The organism is Saprospiraceae bacterium, assembly GCA_016717265.1.
Lineage (GTDB): Bacteria > Bacteroidota > Bacteroidia > Chitinophagales > Saprospiraceae > Vicinibacter.
In genome coordinates, this window is record JADKFX010000001.1 from 3033392 (window position 1) to 3057174 (window position 23783).

General features: G+C 34.2%; 15 protein-coding genes and 1 tRNA gene. 11 read left to right on the forward strand and 5 right to left on the reverse strand.

Going from position 1 to position 23783, the window contains the following annotated elements:
• Nucleotides 1-138 precede the first annotated feature (138 nt).
• Entirely contained in the window at nt 139-3537 is a 3399-nt protein-coding gene (locus tag IPO86_11865) for a gliding motility-associated C-terminal domain-containing protein (GenBank protein ID MBK9728802.1), read from the reverse strand.
• A 150-nt stretch (nt 3538-3687) separates the two neighbouring features.
• Here IPO86_11865 and IPO86_11870 point away from each other — a divergent pair, with 150 nt between their 5' ends.
• Together IPO86_11870 and priA are read left to right on the forward strand one after the other, a co-directional pair.
• The gene (locus IPO86_11870; protein MBK9728803.1) at nt 3688-4056 is read left to right on the forward strand and encodes a DMT family protein; all 369 of its coding nucleotides are present in this window, start codon (nt 3688-3690) and stop codon (nt 4054-4056) included.
• 15 nt (nt 4057-4071) lie between these two features.
• Entirely contained in the window at nt 4072-6525 is a 2454-nt protein-coding gene (gene priA / locus IPO86_11875; protein MBK9728804.1) for a primosomal protein N', read from the forward strand.
• 119 nt (nt 6526-6644) lie between these two features.
• Here the strand turns inward: priA and IPO86_11880 are convergent.
• Nucleotides 6645-6718, reverse strand: a tRNA-Ala gene (locus tag IPO86_11880).
• Nucleotides 6719-6842: 124 nt separating this feature from the next.
• Here IPO86_11880 and IPO86_11885 point away from each other — a divergent pair.
• From IPO86_11885 to IPO86_11900, 4 genes are all read left to right on the forward strand, one after another.
• The gene (locus IPO86_11885) at nt 6843-7223 is read left to right on the forward strand and encodes a LysM peptidoglycan-binding domain-containing protein (GenBank protein MBK9728805.1); all 381 of its coding nucleotides are present in this window, start codon (nt 6843-6845) and stop codon (nt 7221-7223) included.
• Nucleotides 7224-7425: 202 nt separating this feature from the next.
• Nucleotides 7426-8118, forward strand: a complete 693-nt coding sequence (locus IPO86_11890; GenBank protein MBK9728806.1) for a MotA/TolQ/ExbB proton channel family protein — start codon at nt 7426-7428, stop codon at nt 8116-8118.
• Nucleotides 8119-8136: 18 nt separating this feature from the next.
• On the forward strand, nt 8137-8532 hold the full coding sequence (locus IPO86_11895; GenBank protein ID MBK9728807.1) for a biopolymer transporter ExbD: 396 nt from the start codon (nt 8137-8139) through the stop codon (nt 8530-8532).
• A gap of 199 nt (nt 8533-8731) precedes the next feature.
• Nucleotides 8732-10180, forward strand: a complete 1449-nt coding sequence (locus tag IPO86_11900) for an amino acid permease (GenBank protein MBK9728808.1) — start codon at nt 8732-8734, stop codon at nt 10178-10180.
• Between the two features lie 504 nt (nt 10181-10684).
• Here IPO86_11900 and IPO86_11905 read toward each other — a convergent pair.
• A complete protein-coding gene (locus IPO86_11905) occupies nt 10685-12217 on the reverse strand; it encodes an amino acid permease (protein MBK9728809.1) in 1533 nt (510 codons plus the stop codon).
• 392 nt (nt 12218-12609) lie between these two features.
• Here IPO86_11905 and IPO86_11910 point away from each other — a divergent pair, with 392 nt between their 5' ends.
• The gene (locus IPO86_11910; protein ID MBK9728810.1) at nt 12610-14391 is read left to right on the forward strand and encodes an OmpA family protein; all 1782 of its coding nucleotides are present in this window, start codon (nt 12610-12612) and stop codon (nt 14389-14391) included.
• Nucleotides 14392-14449: 58 nt separating this feature from the next.
• Here the strand turns inward: IPO86_11910 and IPO86_11915 are convergent, their stop codons facing one another.
• Together IPO86_11915 and dusB are read right to left on the reverse strand one after the other, a co-directional pair.
• On the reverse strand, nt 14450-15883 hold the full coding sequence (locus tag IPO86_11915; GenBank protein ID MBK9728811.1) for an HD domain-containing protein: 1434 nt from the start codon (nt 15881-15883) through the stop codon (nt 14450-14452).
• Nucleotides 15880-16893, reverse strand: coding sequence for a tRNA dihydrouridine synthase DusB (gene dusB / locus IPO86_11920; GenBank protein MBK9728812.1), 1014 nt, complete (start codon nt 16891-16893; stop codon nt 15880-15882). Before dusB ends, IPO86_11915 begins: the two co-directional genes overlap by 4 nt.
• Before the next feature lie 124 nt (nt 16894-17017).
• On the opposite strand from dusB, the gene nhaD reads away from it, so the two are divergent.
• The 4 genes from nhaD to IPO86_11940 all read left to right on the forward strand — a co-directional run bounded on the left by nhaD (nt 17018) and on the right by IPO86_11940 (nt 23711).
• Nucleotides 17018-18283 carry a sodium:proton antiporter NhaD gene (gene nhaD, locus IPO86_11925; protein ID MBK9728813.1) on the forward strand — a complete coding sequence of 422 codons (1266 nt, stop codon included), beginning with the start codon at nt 17018-17020 and terminating at the stop codon, nt 18281-18283.
• Nucleotides 18284-18307: 24 nt separating this feature from the next.
• Entirely contained in the window at nt 18308-21400 is a 3093-nt protein-coding gene (locus IPO86_11930; GenBank protein ID MBK9728814.1) for a glycosyl hydrolase, read from the forward strand.
• Nucleotides 21401-21405: 5 nt separating this feature from the next.
• On the forward strand, nt 21406-21858 hold the full coding sequence (locus IPO86_11935) for a TonB family protein (protein ID MBK9728815.1): 453 nt from the start codon (nt 21406-21408) through the stop codon (nt 21856-21858).
• Nucleotides 21859-22085: 227 nt separating this feature from the next.
• Nucleotides 22086-23711 carry a T9SS type A sorting domain-containing protein gene (locus IPO86_11940; protein ID MBK9728816.1) on the forward strand — a complete coding sequence of 542 codons (1626 nt, stop codon included), beginning with the start codon at nt 22086-22088 and terminating at the stop codon, nt 23709-23711.
• Nucleotides 23712-23783 lie beyond the last annotated feature (72 nt).

The window sequence follows — 23783 nt, forward strand, 5'->3', positions numbered from 1 at the left end:
CCGAAATTTAAAAGGGTCAAAATTTACTTCAAGATAAATGTCAAAGGTCTTTAATTTTCGATAAACATTGCACTTATGAGCATCCTATCAAGAAATGAATGTTTGCTATAATTAATTGCATGTAATATGGCAAAAAGCTTATCTAAGCAAGGTAAGATCTCCACTCAATTTATGAGGCCTGCCGGCTTTATCCTTAAATAAAAAAAGAAACACATACACTCCAGGTATTGCTTTTAGATTGCCTACTTCTCCATTCCAAGCACCTTCCGTGCCATTGGGAGGAAAGTTTTTTGATTCATATACCTGATTACCCCAACGATCGTAGATCCGGAGTATTTCAATATTATCTATACTGCGATCGGCAAACATATTAAAATAATCATTGATCGCATCTCCATTTGGTGTAAACACATTCGGTACATAATAATTTTGTTTACTTTGTACAAAAACAGACGATTCATAAACACAACCATTTACATCCGTAATCATTACCTTAAAAACACCTTGTTCCTGCGTAATAAAAGCAGAAGTACGCAAACAATTTTTACATGTTATTATACCCGGTCCGGTCCAAATTATACTTATAATAGAATCTATGTCCCTTACAAATAATTCTAACCAAACCGAATCTCCTAATATTACTGATAAAGAATCAGGATTCAAACTTGTTGAACCTCTGAATGGAGGATCAATTTGAAGATTTTCAATCTGCTCACATCCATTTGAATCTCTCAGAATTATTTGATGCTTTCCTATTGAAATTATTTCTTCAACATTAATTACAGTGCGCGATTGTCCATCTATAGTCAAAGTATAGGGTTTAATGCCACCTTGCAAATTGTTAATTAATAGTTTTCCATTTTCAGGTTCAAGACAATTTGCATCTTTAGTTTCAATTTCTAAGAGCAATGGAGATGGTGAATTCAATAGTACTTCATGCTCTATAAAACAATTCCGATTATCAAAAACAGTATATTTATACAAACCTGCTGAAAGTCTGACTCTGCTTGAATTTGAATTCCCATCCGACCATTTGAAGGTATACGGATTTGCATTGCCTTTAACCTGGAGTTGAATAAAACCATCCGACAATCCAAAACAACTGATATCCTTTTTCTCTATTTCAATATTTGGAATCAACGACTTCTTTATCGAAACCCTAATTACACTATCGCAACCATTCATTGCAAAATAATGTTGTTGAAACAAAGTATCTCTGTCTATTGTATTTCCATTAATAGCAATACTTCCATTAAAACAAATCACGGTATCTATATTGGTATTATAAACTGGCTTCACATCTAAATTTAATACAATACTACTATCACAACCAAAGTTAGACTTAAGATCCGCACGATAAATTCCAGTACTATTGCGCACGATATTATTAAATAAAAAGGTATTTCCACTGCAAATTGCTGTATCTATAATCGTTTGGTATGTTTTGTTTTGAATTAAATGAATCCGAACTAAACTATCACATTGATATCTGTTTACATAAGTTTGATCATAGGTGCCGGCTTGCATATAATCAATCCCTCCAAGCCGCAACTTTCCTCCATCACAAAATGCCGTATCAACATTTGTAAAAGACTTTGAATGTACCGTAAGGCCCAATTTAAAAATACTATCGCAACCAAACTGATTCTTACTAATCACCGTATAATTTCCAGTTTGATTAAAAGTTGTACTCCCAATATTTAATGATTCGCCTTCACAGATTGCGGTATCGAATTGCAATTGATGTGTAGGAAATACATTCAAGCTAATTTGAAAATTACTATCGCAACCTTGAAAAGAATTTAAGGACAGAAAATAGTTACCTGTATTATTATAGATTTTATTACCAATTTGAATTTGATTGCCTTCGCAAAAACTTGTATCGATCTTCGTAAAATAAATTGGTTTCATATTCAAATTTAAGGTCACCAAACTGTCGCATCCATCCGCCTTTTTTAAATGCAAAGCATAGTTTCCAGCCACATCATAAAGCACACCTCCAGATTGAATAGATTGACCTTGACAAATTGAAGTATCTATAACTTGCGATATTGGTTTGTTGACAAGAAGATGTAAGGTCATTGTACTATCACAACCGAACTGCGATTTGTAAAGCAGTGGATAATCGCCAGATACTGTAAAAGAATCCAAAGCAATTCTATACACTTCACCTTCACAAATGGAAGCTTCTGTAATTGTTTGAATAGGCTTAACAACATTTAACTTCAAAATACTTAGACTATCACAACCCTGGGCAGTTTGACTAATAATCTGATATTCTCCCGTTGAGTCATAACTAACACCTTGAATATCGATCACTTGATTTTCACAGATGCTTGTATCGAGTAAAGCTTGTCCGGGCGTATTAACTGTTAAATCTAAATGTACAATACTATCACAACCAAATACTGAAGGAATCACCACACGGTAAATTCCTGTTTTATCAAAAACATTAGTTCCAATTTTTATGGACTCCCCAAAGCAGATTTGTTGGGTAAGAAAGGATGATAAGGTATCAATATTATAAGTATAAACATTGCTCAATTCACAGTCAGCTCCATCCGATGCACGCAAAGTATATTTACCTTCCTGACCCTTTGGAATTTGAAAATTTTGTGTAACGGCCCCAGGAATTGCAGCGCCATTAAAATACCATTGATACTTTATTCTTGTAATTTTAGTTGGCGGCGAAGACAGCTGGACGGAATCAATACAAGGATTTCCTTGAATTCCTAAATAAATAGAATCAAATTTGGCAGATTCTTCCAAAATTAAATCATCGATAAAATAATAATATTGTCCATCTGCCCGGGTGCATTGTGGTCCAACTACGATTGCTTCAACGGTTCTTGTAGGTTTTAATTTTACGGTTACTTTAACCCATTTTTTAGAGCCACTTGTTGTAACTCTTGTAAGTTCAAACCAATTAGGATATGCTGTAGGGCATAACCAACCATTGTTTCCTCCAAAAGGAAGGTTACCACAAGCAGAAGTCCCATAGATCCCTAAGGTCGTACTAAAGCGAGGTCCATAGGAATTTCCAGGATTACCAAAGCCTATCCAAAAAGAAAGGGTATAATCTTTACCTGCCAACATGGTACTTGTAAGACAAGCACCAACATACTCTTTATAGGTAGCGTTTCTAGCAGGATGTGTCTGAAGGTCTAAAAAGCCAACATAACCATTTCCTGCAGGCAATGGCAGTGGAGGACTGCCCCGCATTGGATCCTGTCTAAATCCACAGGTATGAAAATAATCAGACGTTGCAGAAGATGCTTGAATCCAACTTTTAGAACAAAATAACTGAGCTAATCCAGAAGGGCAGCAATTAAAATCTTCAAAAGAAGGATTTGGTATCAAGGAAGAAGGTACAAACAAGGTGTCTTTAATTCCTTTGCATTTACAATCTGAATCATTGAGATCAATAAATCCATCTCCGTCATCGTCCAGTCCATTAGCACAATCTTCCAAGGTTGGTTGACCCCAAGCATAAATGCTAAAAAAAGTCATACAAACGATAAGAAATTGATTTTTCATTATTGGTGAAGAGATAGCCCTTGTAGGCTGACAAAACTAAGAAAAACCTATCAGATTCTCGTTAAAAACTTCGAATTAATTGAATTCATGATAAAAAAGCTGAAAAATATATTAGCCCTTAGTTTAATATATTTGCAAAAAATCAAATTTGTGAAAATTCTAAATACCATCCTCTTGCTAATTTCAGCGAATCTATTTATGACATTAGCATGGTATGGACATTTAAAATTTAAAGATTCTTCCTGGAGTCAAAATTTTGGACTATTTCAAATTATTATAATTAGTTGGGGTATTGCATTTTTTGAATACTGCATTCAGGTTCCAGCGAACCGGTTAGGCTATATTGGAAATGATGGACCCTTTAGTTTAATTCAATTAAAAGTTTTACAGGAAGCAATAACATTAGTTGTATTCTTTGTTTTTGCATTTCTCTTTTTTAAACAAGAAACCTTTCGATTGAATCATTTAATAAGTGCTGTGTTTTTAATTGCTGCTGTATTTTTTGCTTTTAAAAAATAAAAGATAAATCATTCCATGGATTCCACTACCCCTAAAACATATGCCGAACTGATATTACCTCTTTCGTTAGCAGGGACATTTACCTATGAAATTCCTGAAATATTCAAAGATCAAATTAAAATTGGATGTCGTGTTGAGGTAGAATTTGGAAAACGAAAACATTACGCTGCTTTAGTTAAAGCCATTCATGATAAAACACATTGGTCAAAAACAAAAACTATTATTTCCATCATCGATCAGGAACCCATCATCACTTCAAAACAATTTGAATTTTGGGATTGGATGAGTTCATATTATGTCTGCAATCTTGGGGATGTAATGTCTGCAGCATTGCCGGCTAGTTTCAAATTGCAAAGTGAAACCATGCTTTATAAGATCCTGGAAGAATCAAATTATCCTATGGATCTGGATGATGACTGTTATATGATATTAGAAGCCTTGGAAATTCGCAACGAATTAAGTATTTCAGAAGTCCAAACCATATTACAAAAAAAATCTGTTTTGAAATTAATAAATCAGATGGTTAACCATAGGTGGATTGCTGTTCGGGAAAGACTTGAAGACAAAGCTAGCATCGCTACAACTTCCTGGATCCGGATCCATAGCAATCATCACGTTAATAAAATATCTTTTCATGAAGTTCTAGATCAGGTTCAGCGATCAGAAAAACAAACACGCTCATTATTAACTTATTTACAACAAAAAAAAGATTTTAGCTGGATACAACGTAAAGATTTACAAAAAATAAGTACTACTGAAACGAGTGTAACCGATGCAATGCTTAAAAAAGGCATTTATGAAGAATGTGTTTTAGATCGTTATGAATATCCCAATATTTCTTCAGAAGTCCCAACAATTCAATTAAGTCGAGAACAGGAAATCAGTTATCAGGAAATTAAAACTTTTTGGAAAAAGCAATCCACTGTTTTGTTTCATGGCATTACTGGAAGTGGTAAAACTATCATTTATTTAAAATTAATAAAAGATTGCCTCCAACAAAATAAACAAGTACTTTATCTTGTACCAGAGATTGCATTAACTTCCCAATTAGTATTGCGAATTAAAAAATATCTTGGTGATAATTTATTAGAATACCATTCTGATTTAAGTATAAAATCTAAGGCTGCAGTATGGAATGCAGCGCTCACACAGAATCGAGTTTTTATAGGGGCCCGGTCTTCCATTTTTTTGCCATTTTGTAATATCGGCTTAATAATTATTGATGAAGAACATGATGTTTCATACAAGCAAACGGATCCAGCACCCAGATATCAGGCAAGAGATGCAAGCATGGTCTTGTCAAAATTATTTAAGGCTAATGTTTTATTAGGATCTGCAACGCCTTCGTTAGAATCCTATTATAATGCACAACAAGGAAAATACGAAATCTGTAAATTGGAAAGCAGATTTGGGGATAGTGTGTTGCCGGAAATGATCCCGGTATCCATGAAAGAAGCCAGCCAGTTTGGCAAGTTAAAAGGTTTTTTTACACAACAATTATTGGATGCAATCAAAGTACAACTCGAACTTAAAAAACAAATTATCATTTTCCGAAATCGAAGAGGTTATAGTCCATTAATTCAATGCAGTAATTGCAGTTGGGAAGCTACCTGTGATCGTTGTGACGTTCGAATGACTTTACATAAACTACAAGACATAATTAAATGTCATATCTGCGGTAATCAAAAACCGATTCCAACACGGTGCCCAGATTGCGGGCAGTCAACCTTGCGAATTCTGGGTTTTGGAACTGAAAAAATTGAAGAAGAATTGCACATTTTTTTTCCTGAAATTGTCATTAAAAGATTAGATTTAGACATTGCCCGGAGTCGAAAAATTCAACAAAATATTATTGAATCATTTCAAGAAAAGGAAATTGACATTTTAGTAGGAACACAAATGATTACGAAAGGATTAGATTTTGATCATGTGGGCCTTGTCGGAATATTGCAAGCCGACCAGATTCTAATGTATCCTGATTTTAGAGCTCAAGAACGGGCCTTTCAGTTATTTACTCAGGTTAGTGGAAGAGCTGGCCGAAGAAAAGATCGAGGGCTTGTTTTAATACAAGGTTATAATATTTATCATCCGGTGATTCAACAAGTAATCCAACATGATCATCAAAGTTTTTATCAATCTGAGTTATTTGAACGAAAAAAATTTAAATATCCTCCGTATGTCCGTTTGATTAAAATTCAAATTTTGCATCTTAAGATCCAAGTACTTGAAGATGGTATAGAATGGATGGCCAAGGAATTACGCAACACATATGGAAAGCGGATTATTGGACCTGCGGAACCTCATTTATCAAGAATTAAAGGTTCTTATGTAAGAGAATTATTAATTAAGATTGAAAAAGATTCTGGATTTATACATCAGGTAAAATCCGATATTTTAAGACTTAGTCAAGAGTTAAAATCCAAGCAAGGATTTGGGTCATTAAGAATCCAAATAGACGTTGACCCCTAATGAATCCAATTTCAATATTACTGATTGGTACAAATCTAGTGTTGGCTTAAGATTAATTTATCAAATTTGTTGCAATCTAATTCCACAACAAGATAACTAAAGATAATCGGTAATTTAAGTGGAGATAAGGGGACTCGAACCCCTGACCCCTTGCATGCCATGCAAGTGCTCTAGCCAACTGAGCTACATCCCCAATTTAGTTTGATTTGGACTGCAAATATAGATTCATAAAACATATTTGACTTGAATTGAACTTTTTATTTGATTTTTGCATTATAAACTTGTTACTTTTTTTTCTTTCACTAAAATCAAATAAAATGAGTTTACAAGACAAATATCGTTCAGTTTTAGATTTAGGGGAATCATTGGGCATAAAAGGAGGCAATGTTTCCGAAGCAGATGGAGTCCTTAAAGTTTGGGGAACCGCTGAAACACAATATGAAAAAGACCAATTATGGGATAAAATCAAAGAAGTTGGTGGTGCAAATCCAACAGATTTAGTTGCTGATATTTCAGTTGCTAATACAGATTATTATGCAAAACATACTGTAAAATCAGGTGAAAGCCTTAGTAAAATTGCAAAACATTATTACGACAACGCTTCCGCTTACAATAAAATCTTCCAGGCGAATAAAGATATACTTAAAGACCCAGATGTGATTCATCCTGGTCAGCAGCTTACAATTCCAAACGCATAATAATTTATTAAAATTAAATAGGAAGGCCATCAGAAGATGGCCTTTTTTATTCAAAATCACTTTATTCATAAAACACATTAATTGTATTTTATATATAAAATATGTACATTTGTGCCCTTAATGGAATAAAAAGAGGAATGTTTCTTTAATTTATACCAATTTAATAAGTTTTTACGATTAATAGTTATAAGCAAAATATAATATGTTTTTATCAACCATAATGTGGGTAGCAAAAGCTGCCGAAACTGCTGGAGAAGAAGTTGCTAAGAAAAGTATCATAGACATTATATTGTCTAGTGGTCCCTTAGGTGTTGCTATTATTTCTATTCAGGTTTTATTATCTTTTATTGCTGTATATGTGTTCGTAGAGCGGTATTTAACCTTTAAATCTTTAGCGAAAGAAGACGAACGGGTAATGCAGAATTTGAGATCCAATATTGGAAGTGGTAATATCCAAACTATTCAAAGTATTTGTGCGAGTAGTGAAACTCCACTTGCCCGAATGGTTGAGAAAGGATTATCCCGATTAGGCCGTCCAATGCCTGAAATAGAATCTGCCATAGAAAATGTAGGCCGGGTTGAAACCTTCCGTTTAGAGAAAAAAGTTACCTACCTTTCCTTAATTGCCAGAGTTGCTCCAATGTTTGGTTTCTTAGGAACCATTATGGGGGTAATTAAAATATTCTATGATATCTCCTTAACAGATAGTCTTTCAATTGGTGTTATATCCGGAGGTCTTTATCAAAAAATGATGACCTCTGCGGGTGGATTATTAGTAGGTATTGTAGCATTTTTAGGATATTACTTCTTAACCATGATGTTAGATGAATTGGTAAATAAACTAGAAAAAAGAAGTATTGAATTTATGGATATCCTCCACTCTCCAGTAAAATAATCATCCTAATCTGTTGACATGAATATACGCGGAAGAAGAAGGGAAACAGCTGAATTAAGTGTTGAATCACTGAATGACATCATGTTCTTCTTATTATTGTTTTTCTTGATTGTTTCTACATTGGCGAATCCGAATGTAATTAAACTCATGCTTCCTTCTTCAAAAGCAACCGAACAAACAAATACAAAACCAATTAGTATTTCTGTCACCCCTGATAAAAGATATTATATTGAAAGTAAAGAAGTAGCATACAACCAGATTCAAGCTACTTTGAAAACCTATCTCATCAAAGTTCCAGATTTAACTTGTGTTATCAGAATTGATCAAGGAATGCCTGTACAGGATTTGGTAGATGTATTACAGATCGGGGTGAATCTTAAAGTTAAAATGGTCTTGGCATTGAACAAAGAATAAAGAAATTGTTCCTTTAAATTTTCCTTCTCCTTTTCCTAAAAAATCTAATACTTTATTGTTAAAGCTTTAAGCCTTTCAACGCCTACAATTCAAATTTTAGGTTCGAATTGATTGCGCTTGTCATATGCGAAAACTGGGATTCGAAAAATGCACAGTGCATTCCATTTCTTCCTCTATATTTATACCAAATTCAAACAGCATGAAAGCTAAACTTACTTTATTGGATGCAATCCTGATTGTATCTGGTTCAATGATCGGATCTGGTATATTCAGGGTGAGTGCAGATATGGCACGTACCGTTGGCGGTCCGGGGTGGCTATTGCTGATTTGGGCACTCGCTGGTATTATTACAATATTAGGGGCATTAAGTTTGGGAGAATTAGCTGCAATGTTTCCAAAAGCCGGAGGTCCTTATGTGTTTTTAAAAGAAGCTTTCAACCCACTAACAGGCTTTCTTTATGGTTGGACTGTATTTCTGGTGGTTCAATGTGGCACCATTGCTGCTGTTGCGGTTGCGTTCGCCTCATACTTCGGAGAGCTGGTTCCGATATTTAATGAAGATCATGTCTTATTAGATTTAGGCTTTTTATCTATAAAATCTACGCAGCTATTAGGGATTGCTGTAATAGGTTTATTAACGTATGTCAATAGTCGCGGACTTCAATATGGCAAGATTATATTAAGGGTTTTTACTTTTGCTAAATTACTTTCTTTATTAGGCTTAATTGTATTAGGAATTTTTATTTATGGAAACTGGGATGTATGGCAATCCAATTATAATCAATTTTGGAATTTAAGTCCGAGCTATACTACGGATATTGATGGCAAGTATATAATCCATGTATTAGGAGGGGCTGCATTATGGTCAGCAATTGGCGTAGCTTTAGTAGGCTCATTATTTTCTTGTGATGCCTGGAATAATGTCACCTTTATTGCTGGTGAAATGGAAAAACCAGAAAAGAATTTACCAAAGAGTCTATTTTTTGGGGTTTTAATTGTTGTTTCGCTTTATATATTAGCAAACGTTGCTTATTTGTTTTTGCTGCCATTTTATGGTTCTCCAGATGGTACAGATGCAATGTCTAAAGGCATTCAGTTTGCCACTGACAATCGGGTTGGTACAGCGGCCGCATCTATGATGTTTGGTCAGACCGCAATTATTATAATGGCTGTGTTAATTATGATCTCAACGTTTGGTTGTAATAATGGAATTATATTCGCAAGTGCTAGAGTGTATCAAGCTATGGCTCAAGATGGATTATTCTTCAGTAAAATGAAAGATAATAACCAATATGGAGTACCCGGCAATGCATTGTGGATTCAATTTTTTTGGTCGTCTATACTTTGTTTATCCGGTAAATATGGAAATCTTCTGGATTATGTGATGTTTGCAGTTATGTTTTTTGCAATTATTACCATTGTAGGACTTTTCATTTTAAGAAAAAATAAACCCGAACTTAACAGGCCTTATAAAGCCTGGGGCTATCCATTTGTTCCTGCCTTATATATTATTCTTGCAACACTATTTTGTGTAAATCTATTGATAGAAAAACCGATGTACTCCTTTCCAGGATTAATCATCGTCGCATTAGGAATACCCGTATATTATTTTTGGAAGCATAAGAAGAAAAATGAACTTGCAGATTAAAAGTAAAACTTTATGGCAATCCTTATACATAGGATTTACTGCAGAATTCAATGTTTAAAATATTGGTTTTAATAATGCTATTCCCAAGAGACTCCGTTTAAATTTAAGGACCAAAAACAAAATGGATTCCTTAAATTAAATCTAGCATAAAATTCTGAATTTTTAGAATAACTCTTGGGTCAGGTTAAAAAGCTTGGGAGCAAGAAATAGCTTTTCTTTTAATAATCAGGTATCCGTTCGGAATACAGTGTGTGGCGAGTATTTTTCGCTGTTGCTTTAAGGAGATTCTTTTATTAAATGAATCTAAGTTTCACTATAATGTGGAACAATAAACTTTGGTAGAAAAATACTCGCTACGCATTAGATATCAATCGGCAACCTCAATTCATAATTCTATTCTTACGCTCCAAATTTAAACCTTCTTATAGAAAGTACAATCAAGGACAAAATAAGATTCTGCCTTTTATGGTAAGTTGGTCAAATTAAAAATCAGGAATATAATTCCTACTTCATTTTTTGAACACGACTATTTTTATAACCATATAAAAAGTAAATAACAAATCCTATTGCCATCCAGATAATTAACCGAAGCCAGGTATCCATGGGAAGACCAAACATTTGCAATAAACATAGCAAAGCACCGGCAATAGGAATAAATGGTACCCAAGGAGTTTTAAATGGTCGTTCAAGATCCGGTTTTGATTTTCTTAAAACAATAATACCAGCACAAACTATTACGAATGCCAATAATGTTCCTATAGAAACCAATTCACCTAATATATTAATGGGTAATATTCCTGCAAAAAAAGCTGCAACAACACCGGTTATAATGGTTGTAATATATGGAGTTTGAAATTTAGGATGCACTTTTGCAAATGATGCAGGAAGTAATCCATCCTTTGCCATTGAAAAAAAGATTCTTGGTTGACCCATTAACATCACTAAAATAACTGAACTCAATCCTGCTATTGCACCTAATTTTACTGGGAAGCGCAACCAAGACAAACCTTCTCCCGTCTTATCAATAGCTAAGGCAATTGGAGCTGGCACATTTAACTCTTTATAACTTACTATTCCTGTCATCACTAAGGCTACCAGAATATAGAGAATAGTGCAAATAACTAATGAACCTAAAATTCCTGTAGGCATATCTTTTTGTGGGTTTTTCGCTTCCTGTGCCAATGTAGAAACCGCATCAAAACCTATATAAGCAAAGAAAATCACACCAGCCGCAGAAACAATTCCAAACCAACCAAAATGTCCTTGTCCACTGGTATCAATGATACGTTCTGGTATAAACGGGATCCAATTTTCTGAAGATACATAACTAAATCCAAAAACAATAAAAGCGACAATAACTGCCAATTTCACCAATACAATAATATTATTAAAATTAGCTGATTCCTTTATTCCAATCACCAATAAAACAGTTAACAAAGCAATGATTAATACCGCTGGTAAATTGAATAATGCAGAAACAGATTGCAAGGAATTAATATCTACATTGGCCGCGGTCAATCGCTCCGTCAAACCAACGGAAATGGATTGCCAGCCTTCATTGGGAACATTAATCAATTGAGTACCTGTGGATGCGGTATATTGAGGCGGAATATAAATACCAAAATCTTTTAAAATACTAATAAAATAGCCTGACCAACCGACAGCAACTGTGGAGGCTCCAAATAAATACTCTAAGACTAAATCCCAACCAATAATCCATGCTACAAATTCACCTAAGGTGGCATAAGAATAAGAATAAGCACTTCCTGATATATGAAACATAGAAGCAAACTCAGCATAACATAATCCTGCACAAGCGCATCCAATACCGGAAAGAATAAACGCAAGTACAATTGCCGGACCAGCATGTATAGCAGCAGCAGTCCCCGTTAAAACAAATATACCAGTTCCTATGATAGCTCCTATTCCAAGACTTACCAGGTTAGTAGCCGTGAGTGTCCGTTTTAATCCTTGTTCCGTATCCAAGGCATCCGAATGGAGATCCTGAATAGGTTTAACTTTAAATAGATTTTTCATTCGTTTGAATATTTTGGCTAATATAAGATTAATTCAATGTTTGAATCCCAGATTTAAAATAATTGTTAATTGTGTGTTTCGATCATATTATATATAATTGTAATAAGTTATATCTACTATATTGATTTTCAATCAATTTAATTAAAATATAAATAATTTTTCAATCGCTTTCACGATAAAATTTCGAGGTAAAAAGAGGATTTATATAAAGTTTAAAAATTATTACATACTCACATTCCATCGCCTTTCGCTTTAAAATTAAAAAAATCAGATTTTTGGATCCTGTAATTACTCAATATCCAAAAATTAGGATGGCTTAGTTAAGCCCTTTATTAAACTAAAATAAACGAATCTTCCGTTTTTAATTAAGGATTCAATTAATTTGTGCCGCCATGAATAAATTCGCATTAAGTCTTTTCTGTTGCATTACATTCATTACTATCGTTAGTTCTCAAAAAACAGAGCCGAAAGCCATCGTTGAAAATTATCAAAAAATGGGTTCAGAAGAAGCTGTCCGTTCCATTTTAATCGATAAACAAAATTATAAATGGCTTGGAACTGATAAAGGATTATATCGAATGATTTCTATGGATATGGATCCAGAAAAAATTGTAGAAGATTCTATTATGGGTTTGGCAGAAGATAAAAAACAGATCGTATGGTATGGTAACCGTAATCAACAATTACAAACGGAAGACCATACTCAAAATATATTGATGGAAAAAACCAAAGCACAAATAACCAGTATGGCTTATTACAAAGGAGATCTTTGGGTTGGCACCAATGAAGGTTTGTTTAAGGTTTCAGATGATCAAGGAAAAATTCTCAATCATTACACTATTAAAAATTCAAAACTTCCATCCAATCAAATAAATAATTTGTACACCGATCAAAATGATAGACTTTGGATTGGAACAGACAATGGAATTGTAAAAATTGAAAAGAAGGATTGGGATGTTTATGAAAAGCAATATCGTTTTACAGGAGCCATTGCGACTATTGAAGGAGTCTGGCTTTTGGCTGAAAGTAAAATGTGGTTGGTATATTTTGAAGATGGTCGAGAACGCTGGCAAGATGGTGCTGTAAAACGGGGTCTTAGTAAAGGGCCTGTTAGATCCTTAACATCCGATAGTAAAGGACGTATTTATATTGCTTCAGAAATTCTTGTACAATTTGATCCATATAAAGATGAAGCATTGCAAATTGATGAAGACTATGGATTTGTTTCGGCACAAACACTTTCCCTCGCATGTGATAAAAATGATGATTTATGGGTTGGGACTGCTGATCGCGGCTTATTTCGGATTGATATTTTAGATAATGAAGAAGAGAAATTTAATGTTATTGCATATAGTAAAGGTGAAATAAAATGTCCTGGGGAAAAATCATCTGAAATTATAGTTATTGTAAAAGGTGGAAAAACGCCTTACAGTTACAAATGGAATGTTACCGGCTTAAGTGGTACAAGGAATGATAGTTTAGGTGCAGGGAATTATCAAATTCAAGTAATCGATGCAGAAGGTGAAGAATATACCGCCAATATTAATATTAAGGAACCCGAACCAATACTCATAACAACCATTTCAAAAACTCCCGTGAGTGAAGTTAGCAAAAAGGATGGTAAAGCTACGATTGCAATTTCCGGAGGCACACCACCCTATCGGATTTTATGGCCGAATGGAAGAACTTCATTGACGAATACTAATTTGGGAGCTGGAAAACAAACCATTAAAGTTATTGATCAAAACAATTGTACGCAAACTCAAAATATTTATATAGATCAACCAAAAGTAATTGCAGAACTGGATCGCAAAAAAATATCTATTGGTCAGACCTTACAAATTAATCAACTATTCTTTTTGACGGATTCTGCATCTGTAAATCCAGAATCCTATGCAGTTCTCAATGAAATCTTTGATTTCCTTTCAATAAACAAAGATGTTGTAGTTGAAATTGGTGGTCACACGAATGGTATTCCACCCCATGATTATTGCGATCGACTCAGTACTTCCAGAGCAAAAAATGTTGCAGGCTATTTATTTGAAAAAGGGATCTCCTCAGATCAGGTTCAATTTAAGGGATATGGCAAAAGAGTTCCAATCGCCAGCAATGATACTTCTGCTGGAAGGCTTAAAAATCAACGCGTAGAATTGAAAATTATTAGTATGAAGTAACAGGAGCAATAAATCTATTGCTTAAGGTTTATAAGAAATTATCAATCATAGGGAAATATTATTCAGCTTTTAATTCCAAACCTAATTCCTTTGCTTTTTCAAGCATAAGTTTGAATGCCGCATCGTGTTCATTAGGAATCTGACCTTCTAAAATTGCTTCGCGAATATATGATTTAATAATACCAATTTCCTTTCCTGGACCAATGCCAAATAACTTCATAATATCTTCACCAGAAATGGGTGGCTGCCAATTTCGAATTCGATCTCGTTCTTCGAGTTCATATAATTTCTCCCGAACGATTTGGTAATTATTTAAATAACGATTTACTTTATTTATATTTTTTGATGTTATATCGGCTTCACATAACATCAATAAATCTTCCAAATCTTCACCGGCTTCAAATAATAATCTTCTTAATGCAGAATCTGTAATTTCTTCTTGAGTTAAGGCAATTGGACGCAAATGCAATCGCACTAATTTTTGCACATATTTCATTTTATTGTCCAATGGTAGACGCAAATTTTTAAAAATTCGGGGCACCATGATCGCACCCAATGCTTCGTGCCCATGAAATGTCCACCCATTTATTTTGTCATAGCGTTTCGTCTGTGGCTTTGCGATATCATGAAAAACAGCTGCCCATCTGCACCAAATGTTATCTGTTTTAGCGGCTAAATTATCTACTACTTGTAAGGTGTGATAAAAATTATCTTTATGTCCTTTTCCGTCTTGATATTCAGCTCCGTGTAGCAAAACCATTTCCGGCAAAATCAATTCTAATAAACCTGTTTTAAACAATAAATCAAAACCTATTGAAGGTTTTGGTGATTCCAGAATTTTCTCTAATTCAGCTGTAATTCGCTCCTTTGAAACAATCCGAATCCGACTTTTAGATTGGATGATTCCATGATATGTTGTTTCGTCAATTGTATAATTTAATTGTGTAGCAAATCGGATCGCTCGCATCATTCGCAATGGATCATCCGAAAATGTTTGATCTGGATTCGTAGGCGTTCTGATAATTTTAGATTCAATATCTTTCATGCCATCAAATGGATCAATAATTTCACCATAATTTTCAGGATTTAAACTAATTGAAATTGCATTCATTGTAAAATCTCTCCTCAATTGATCATCCTGTAAACTGCCACTTGAAACCATGGGCTTTCTCGATTCTAAACGATAAGATTCTTTGCGTGCACCAACAAACTCAATTTCCAATTCCTTATGTTTTATCATCGCAGTACCGAATCGACTATAAACATTTACATTTGGTGTAGGTCTGAATTTTGAAGCAACTAATTCTGCTAACTTTATACCATCACCCAAACATACAATATCAATATCTTTAGATGTTCTACCAATAATTTTATCCCGAATATATCCGCCTATAGCAAATACTTGTACACCTAATTCGGCACCGCTCTCCGAAATGATTGAAAGTATCTTGTTTTCTGAAGGACTAAGATTGAAAATTAATGATTGATTCATTCTGATAAAACACAACTTAATTCCATTGAATACTCCTCTTGCATTTGATCCAGAATAGCATATAATATTTCCGGATTTGACTCCGCAACCAATCGCGCCCGATACTCTTTAATATTGGCAAGACCCTTAAAATAATTTGTATAATGTCTTCTCATTTCAAGAATTCCGAGTTTTTCTCCTTTCCATTTTATGGAATTTGAAAGATGCGTTTTTGCAGCATGTACACGTTCAATGATCGTCGGAGGATCAAGGTAATTACCTGTCTTAAGAAAATGTTTAATCTCTCTAAATATCCAGGGATATCCAATACTTGCTCGTCCAATCATAATTCCATCTACCCCATATCGGTTTTTATAATCCAGTGCTTTTTGAGGATTATCTATATCCCCATTGCCAAATATCGGGATATGAATTCTTGGATTGTTTTTTACTTTAGCGATCCAACTCCAATCTGCATCGCCTTTATACATTTGAGATCGGGTTCTTGCATGAATCGTAAGTGCTTTAATCCCTATATCTTGCAGCCTTTCAGCAACATCCTCAATAAATATCATGCTGTCATCCCAACCTAATCTTGTTTTTACGGTTACTGGCAAATTGGTCGACTTTACAACGGCTTCTGTTAGTTTTACCATTTTAGGAACATCCTTCAAAATACCGGCACCTGCCATCTTACATACTACTTTTTGTACCGGACAACCATAATTAATATCGAGAATTTCTGGATTCGCCCGTTCTACAATTTCTGCCGCTTTCATCATGGATTCATATTCTGCTCCAAAAATTTGCACGCCAATGGGCCTTTCTTCATCATAAATATCAAGTTTTTGCAGCGATTTTTCAGCATCCCGGATCAATCCTTCTACAGATATAAACTCCGTATACATTAAATCACAACCCTGTTCTTTACATAATGCTCTGAAAGGTGGGTCACTAACATCCTCCATTGGAGCTAACAAGAGTGGAAACTCCGGCAATACAACAGATCCGATTTTAACCGATTTTAACATGGAACCGCAAAGGTAGCAAAGGGATCCGATTTATGGGCTTTCTTCCCTATTTGGCTACAAATGAAGCCCTATAAATTGCAATGATTGTTCTTACCTTGCATATTAAAATATACGGATTCTTAATATGAACTTGGCGGTAACTCTCATCTTTCTGATTGGCTATTTACTCATTATATTTGAACACAATATAAAAATCGACAAGGCCGTAAGTGCAATCCTTACAGGAGTATGTTCTTGGATTGTTATTGCCTTGTTCCAATCTCAAGGGACTGATACAAGCTTAGTTTCTACAAGTTTATTGCACTATTTGGGTGAAATTGCTGCTATTTTATTTTTTCTTTTAGGGGCTATGACTATTGTAGAATTGGTTGATATGCATCAAGGCTTTAAAGTAATCTCCCAATGGATAACTACCCGCAATAAATTTATTTTATTAATGGTGATCAGTTTACTTAGTTTCTTCTTATCGGCTGTACTTGATAATTTAACCACATCAATAGTGATGATTTCACTTACTCGAAAAATAATTCATAATGCTGAAGATAGACTTTGGTTTGCCAGTTTTATTGTAATTGCTGCAAATGCAGGAGGCGCCTGGAGCCCCATTGGCGACATTACCACAACCATGCTTTGGATAGATCATAAAGTAAGTACATTACAATTAATAAAGTTTTTATTCATTCCTTCTATTTTATGTATTGCAGTGCCGCTTATAATTGTATCTTTTTTCGATAGGTTCAAAGGTAAAAGTGTAAAAACTGAATTCGTCATAGAAAAACTTCCACGGTCTGCAAAATTTTATTTGTTTCTCGGTATTGGTCTATTAATTCTGGTACCCATAATTAAATCTGTAACCCATTTACCTCCCTTTGTTGGTATGATGGGTGCGTTAGCCATACTTTGGTTGATTTCAGAATTAGACTTTCCAAATTTGTATCCACCCTTTAAAGATTCGGCAAAACCATCTGTTAGGAATGCATTATCGAGGATTGAAATTCCAAGTATTTTATTTTTTCTTGGAATTTTATTAGCCATTTCTGCATTAGAAAACATTGGCCAACTTACCGAACTTGCAAATGTTTTAAGCAACTATATTCCAGATCAATCGGGTATCGCTTTTGTTTTAGGATTATTGTCAGCAGTCATCGATAATGTACCTTTAGTAGCGGGTGCGATTGGTATGTATTCACTTCCAATGGATCACCACTTCTGGCATGAAATAGCATATGCTGCTGGTACGGGAGGAAGCATTTTAATCATCGGTTCTGCTGCGGGTGTTGCAGCCATGGGCCTTGAGAAAATTAATTACCAATGGTACTTCAAAAAAATTACCCTTTTGGCATTTGCTGGCTATCTTGTCGGATGGGTTTATATATATTTAATGTTATAAAATCAATACTATTATTCCAGCTTTATGAAATTTCAATTATTATTTACACTTTTCTTTTTCCTAAGCCTTCAAATTATTGCGCAAGATCGTTTTGATGAAAAATATTATAAAGCAATGGAATGGCGATCCATTGGTCCGTTCCGAGGTGGACGATCCTGTGCAGTTACTGGCGTTGAAAAGAGAGAAAAGGAGTTCTATATGGGAACCACTGGAGGTGGAATATGGAAAACAACAGATGCAGGTGCTCATTGGAAAAATATTTCTGATGGATTTTTCGGCGGAAGTATTGGTGCTATAGAAGTAGCAGCCGCTGACCCAAATGTAATTCTAGTTGGTGAAGGGGAAGAAACCGTTAGAGGAAATGTCAGTTCTGGTCATGGTATCTGGAAATCAGAAGATGGTGGAAAAAGTTGGATTAAAAGCGGTTTAGAAAACACAAAACATATTGTCCGAATTCGTACACATCCCAAAAATGCTGATGTTATTCTTGTTGCAGCTCTTGGCAACATCTATAAACCAACAAAAGACAGAGGGATTTATAAATCAAAAGATGGAGGTAAAACATGGCTTCAGGTTTTATTTGTAAATGATAGTACGGGTGCAATTGATTTAATATATGATGTCATAAATCCAAGAATAGTATTTGCAACTACCTGGAATGTGCAAAGGAATCCATATAAATTATCAAGTGGCGGCCCTGGTTCTGCAATCTGGAAAAGTACAGATGGTGGAGATACATGGAAAAATATTTCTCAAAATAAAGGGCTGCCAGAAGGTGTTTGGGGAAAAAGCACAGTCGTTGTATGTCCTTCAAATCATGATCGGATTTATGCTATGATTGAAAACGAATCTGGTGGATTATTCAGATCTGATGATGGTGGTATGAATTGGATATTAGTGAATGGAAATCGCGAATTACGACAACGAGCCTGGTATTTTTCAAGACTTTGTGTGGATCCTTCAAATGATAATATAATTTATGTGCTAAATGTTTCTTTACATAAATCTATGGATGGTGGTAAAAATTTTGTCCATGTAAATACGCAACATGGTGATCACCATGATATGTGGATTAATCCTGAACAACCACAATGGATTATCGTGGCGAATGATGGTGGCGGACAAATCAGTGATGATCATGGTAAACATTGGTCTCCTCAAAGTAACCAACCAACTGCACAGTTTTATAGAATTACAACCGATAATCATTATCCCTTTCGAATTTATGCTGCCCAACAAGATAATAGCACCATTCGAATTGCTCACAGAACCGCGGGACATTCAATCGGAATCCAGGATTGGGAGCCTACAGCGGGTGGAGAATCCGGACACATTGCAGTAGATCCATTAAATCAAGAAATTGTTTATGGCGGTAGTTATGGCGGCTATTTAACACGTTATGATCATTCCAGAAAAATTAGCAGAAGTGTTAATGTGTGGCCTGATAATCCAATAGGTCATGGGGCCGAAAAATTAAAATATCGCTTTCAATGGAATTTTCCAATTTTCTTTTCCCCGCATAATCCTAAGAAAATGTATTGTGCTTCCAATCATTTGCATGTTACCGAAAATGAAGGACAGACCTGGAAAACTATAAGTCCTGATTTAACAAGAAATGACACTAACAAATTAAAAGCTTCCGGCGGTCCAATCACAAAAGACAATACATCCGTAGAATATTATTGCACCCTATTTGCAGCAGCCGAATCACCCAGAGTAAAAGATTTATTGTGGGTAGGATCCGATGATGGTTTAATTCATTTAAGTAAGAATGGCGGTACTACTTGGGTAAATATAACTCCATCTAATTTACCTACCTGGACTATGATCAATTGCATTGAACCTGATCCCTTCCTGGATGGTGGTTGTTACATAACAGCCACTTCTTATAAAAATGGAGATTTTAGTCCCTATTTATTTAAAACAGAAGATTATGGAAAGACTTGGAAAAAAATTACCAATGGAATACCATCCAATCACTTTACAAGAGTGTTGCGCGCAGATCCAAACCATAAAGATTTATTATATGCAGGCACTGAATATGGAATGTATATTTCATTTGATGATGGTGCCCGATGGAGATCGTTTCAACTCAATCTACCGTTGGTTCCGATTACAGATTTAGTCATTAAAGATAACTTTTTAATTGCAGCAACTCAAGGCAGAAGTATCTGGATGATTGATGATTTAAGTCCTCTCAGACAATTGTATACAATTTCATTAAATGAACAAAATTTTATATTTACACCAAAACCTGCAATTCGAATGGATGGAGGATCCTTTGATACAAAAACAGAAGGTGTGAATCATGCGAATGGAGTTACCCTCTATTTTTATTCAGACACCATCAATCCAAAAGATACCCTTAAATTATATTGTATTGATAAAAACCAGGATACCTTATCCATTTATTCCAATATTCCTGTCGAAAACGAACAAAAAATTGAATTAAAAACAGGATGTAATAAAATCAATATTAATCCAAGAATGCGACCTGCTAAGGATTTCAGTGGAATGGTTTTATGGTGGTCAAATATGAATGGACCCAAAGCTTTACCTGGAAATTATCAACTTGTTCTAAAAGGAAAAAATATTGAAGAAACTACACAATTTGAAATTGTACCTGATAAAAGTTATCCAGTTTCTGAATCAGATATCACAAAGCAATATGAATTTATTAAGAACATCCGAAATCGAATTGATGAAGCACACAGGGCCATATTGCAAATGCGAGATATCAAAACACAGATATCAGAATTTACAGCTCGTTTAGAAAAAACTAAAAAAACGGATACTATTTTTAAATTAAAAATAGCGATTGACAGTAGCTTTACAGCTATTGAAAATGAATTGTATCAAACAAAAAGCAAGAGTGGTCAGGATCCCATAAATTTTCCAATAAAACTCACCAATAAATTAGCTCATTTGACTGCATTATTTGAGGGTGGATCTTTTCCACCAACAGATCAAGCAGAAGAATTTCGAAAAGAAATTGATTCTTTGATTCTAAACCAACTAAATTATTGCGAAAGAATCAAACAAAATGAGTTGGTATGGTTCAATAAAATGATACATGAATTATCCTTAGATATTATCAAACCAAAAACAATTAAATAGTCCATTTGAAACACGAAATTAAAAAGAAAGACTTTCTACCTACCCCAGAATATGAAGGAGGGCCCAAAGCACTCTCTGCGTTTATTTACCAACAGTTAAAATATCCATTAGATGCTTTAACAAAAAAAATAGAAGGAACGGTCGTTATTAAAGCTGAAATTAATCATCGGGGAGAAGTCATTGATACAAAAATGATTTCGGGAATTGGTTTAGGATGTGACGAAGAAGCTATGCGCGTAATAAAATTATTAAAATTTAAAATCGCTAAAGTTCGGAATATTAAAGTGCGTTTTTATAAAACTTTTAATATTCAATTTAAATTACAAAATTCAGTGATCGACACAAGTGTAAAAACGGTAAAATATGTTTATTTGGAAAAGCAAAACAGCAGTTCCAAATCTGAGGAAAAAAAATCAACGATTATCCAATACAATATTGTATTTCCAAATAAGTTATAATTACCTTAAATAACTGAAATTTAAAACAAAAAAACAGTGCCTCTCTACAGCCTGCAATACTTAGAAAATCTAAGGAACTAATCGGAATTAATTAAAGATCCCGAATTTTAATAATTTATGATTAGAAATTATTGTAACTTGTACTTAGAAATCAAGTCCTCCAACGCTTAAATAATGTAGTCATTAAATTGAATTACTTCATTTAACATATTAAATAATTTCTTACTATGAAATTTTATTTTAATCTATTCACCTTACTTGGAGGTCTTTTTATTGTTTTTTTTACCACTTCTGTTTTAGCTCAAGATAAAGCTCCTACAGCGTATTGTCTAACAGGCGTGATCACTGTGCCCATCCCGGTTAAAGGTTGTGTTGTTATTTATGCAAAAGACCTTGACCTAGGAAGTTTTGATGATGTCACACCTTCAAATAAATTGAAATTCTATTTTAACGGCGTTCCAGAAAAGGACTCCATTCAAATTTGTTGTCATGATTTTATAGCTGCAGGAGCATGCGATGAACTTTTGATTAACTTAACTATGTGGGTGCAAGATGAGGTTGGGAATACAGATTCCTGCAAAACAACACTTATTATTCAAGACAACTTAGACATATGCGGCGGATGCGACCCACCTATTTATCAAATCAATGGAGATGTCATATGTCCTGACGGAGGCTTATTGGAAGCAACAATTAATCTTTCTGGCCCTGGCAATTTTTCAAGAGAAAACTATTCACATAAAATCCAATACCAAGATTTATTTAAGCAAGGAGAATATACCTTATGCATTCATAAAAATGATAATTTTACAAATGGTGTAACAACGGCTGATATTGTAAAAATTCAAAGACATATTTTAGGGATAGAATCTATAAGTGACCCATTAAAATTAATAGCTGCTGATGTAAACGCGAGCTCCAATATAACGGCCGCTGATATTTCAGAACTAAGAAAATTGATTCTAGGAGTCAACCCTAAATTTAGCAAAGTCCCAAATTGGTTATTCATTCCAACAGATAGTATTACTCCCGGACCCTTTAATACCAATGTGAATTTCTGGGCTAACTATTGCAGAAAATATATTATTAAAGATAGTTCTTTCAAGAATCAGAATTTTATTGGAATCAAAATGGGCGATGTGAATTTCAATAGTCGTTGCTCTAATTTACAATCTACAAAAGATCGCGCCAAGTATCGGACAAAATTAAATTATCAAACTAAAATAGTTTCAAATACCTTGGAAAGCGCATTCCATTTTAAAGAAATAAATGCTTGTAATGGTTTGCAATTTACGCTTATGTTTGATCAGAATCTATATACATATGCAGGGCTTAAAAAAGGAGCCCTTGATATTTCTGAAGATCAAATATCATTAATGGATTTAGACCGTGGTAAAATTCATTTTGTGTGGAATAAAAATCCACTTCTTGATCAACTAGCAATTAAGAATGAATTATTTTCTATTATTTGGAAGAAAAAAACAAATATAGATAAACTTCCTATTTTGGATTTTGATGAGCTTGGCATCAAAGCATTATATATAGATTCTAATTTCAATGAACTGGATTTGGATTTGATGAATATTGATAAAAATGAATTCGATTCATTTCAAATCTTGAACATTCCAAATGCTAGCAATATTCAAATCAAAGGCAGCCTTTCGAATGACTGTCAAATAAAATATTCTCTACTCGATATAAGAGGTAATGTTCTATTCCAAACTACCAAATTTATACAAGCAGGATACTTTAACGACCATTTAGAAACATCCCTTATAAGCTTACCTGGAGTGTACCTGCTTAAATTGCAATCTAATTTTAACCAAAAACTTTTTAAAATAATACTATATTAAGATTGATCAATACAAAATAATTGCCATGTTTTCATAGCTTAAAATTTATACCAGCTCTAAATTATCCGTATA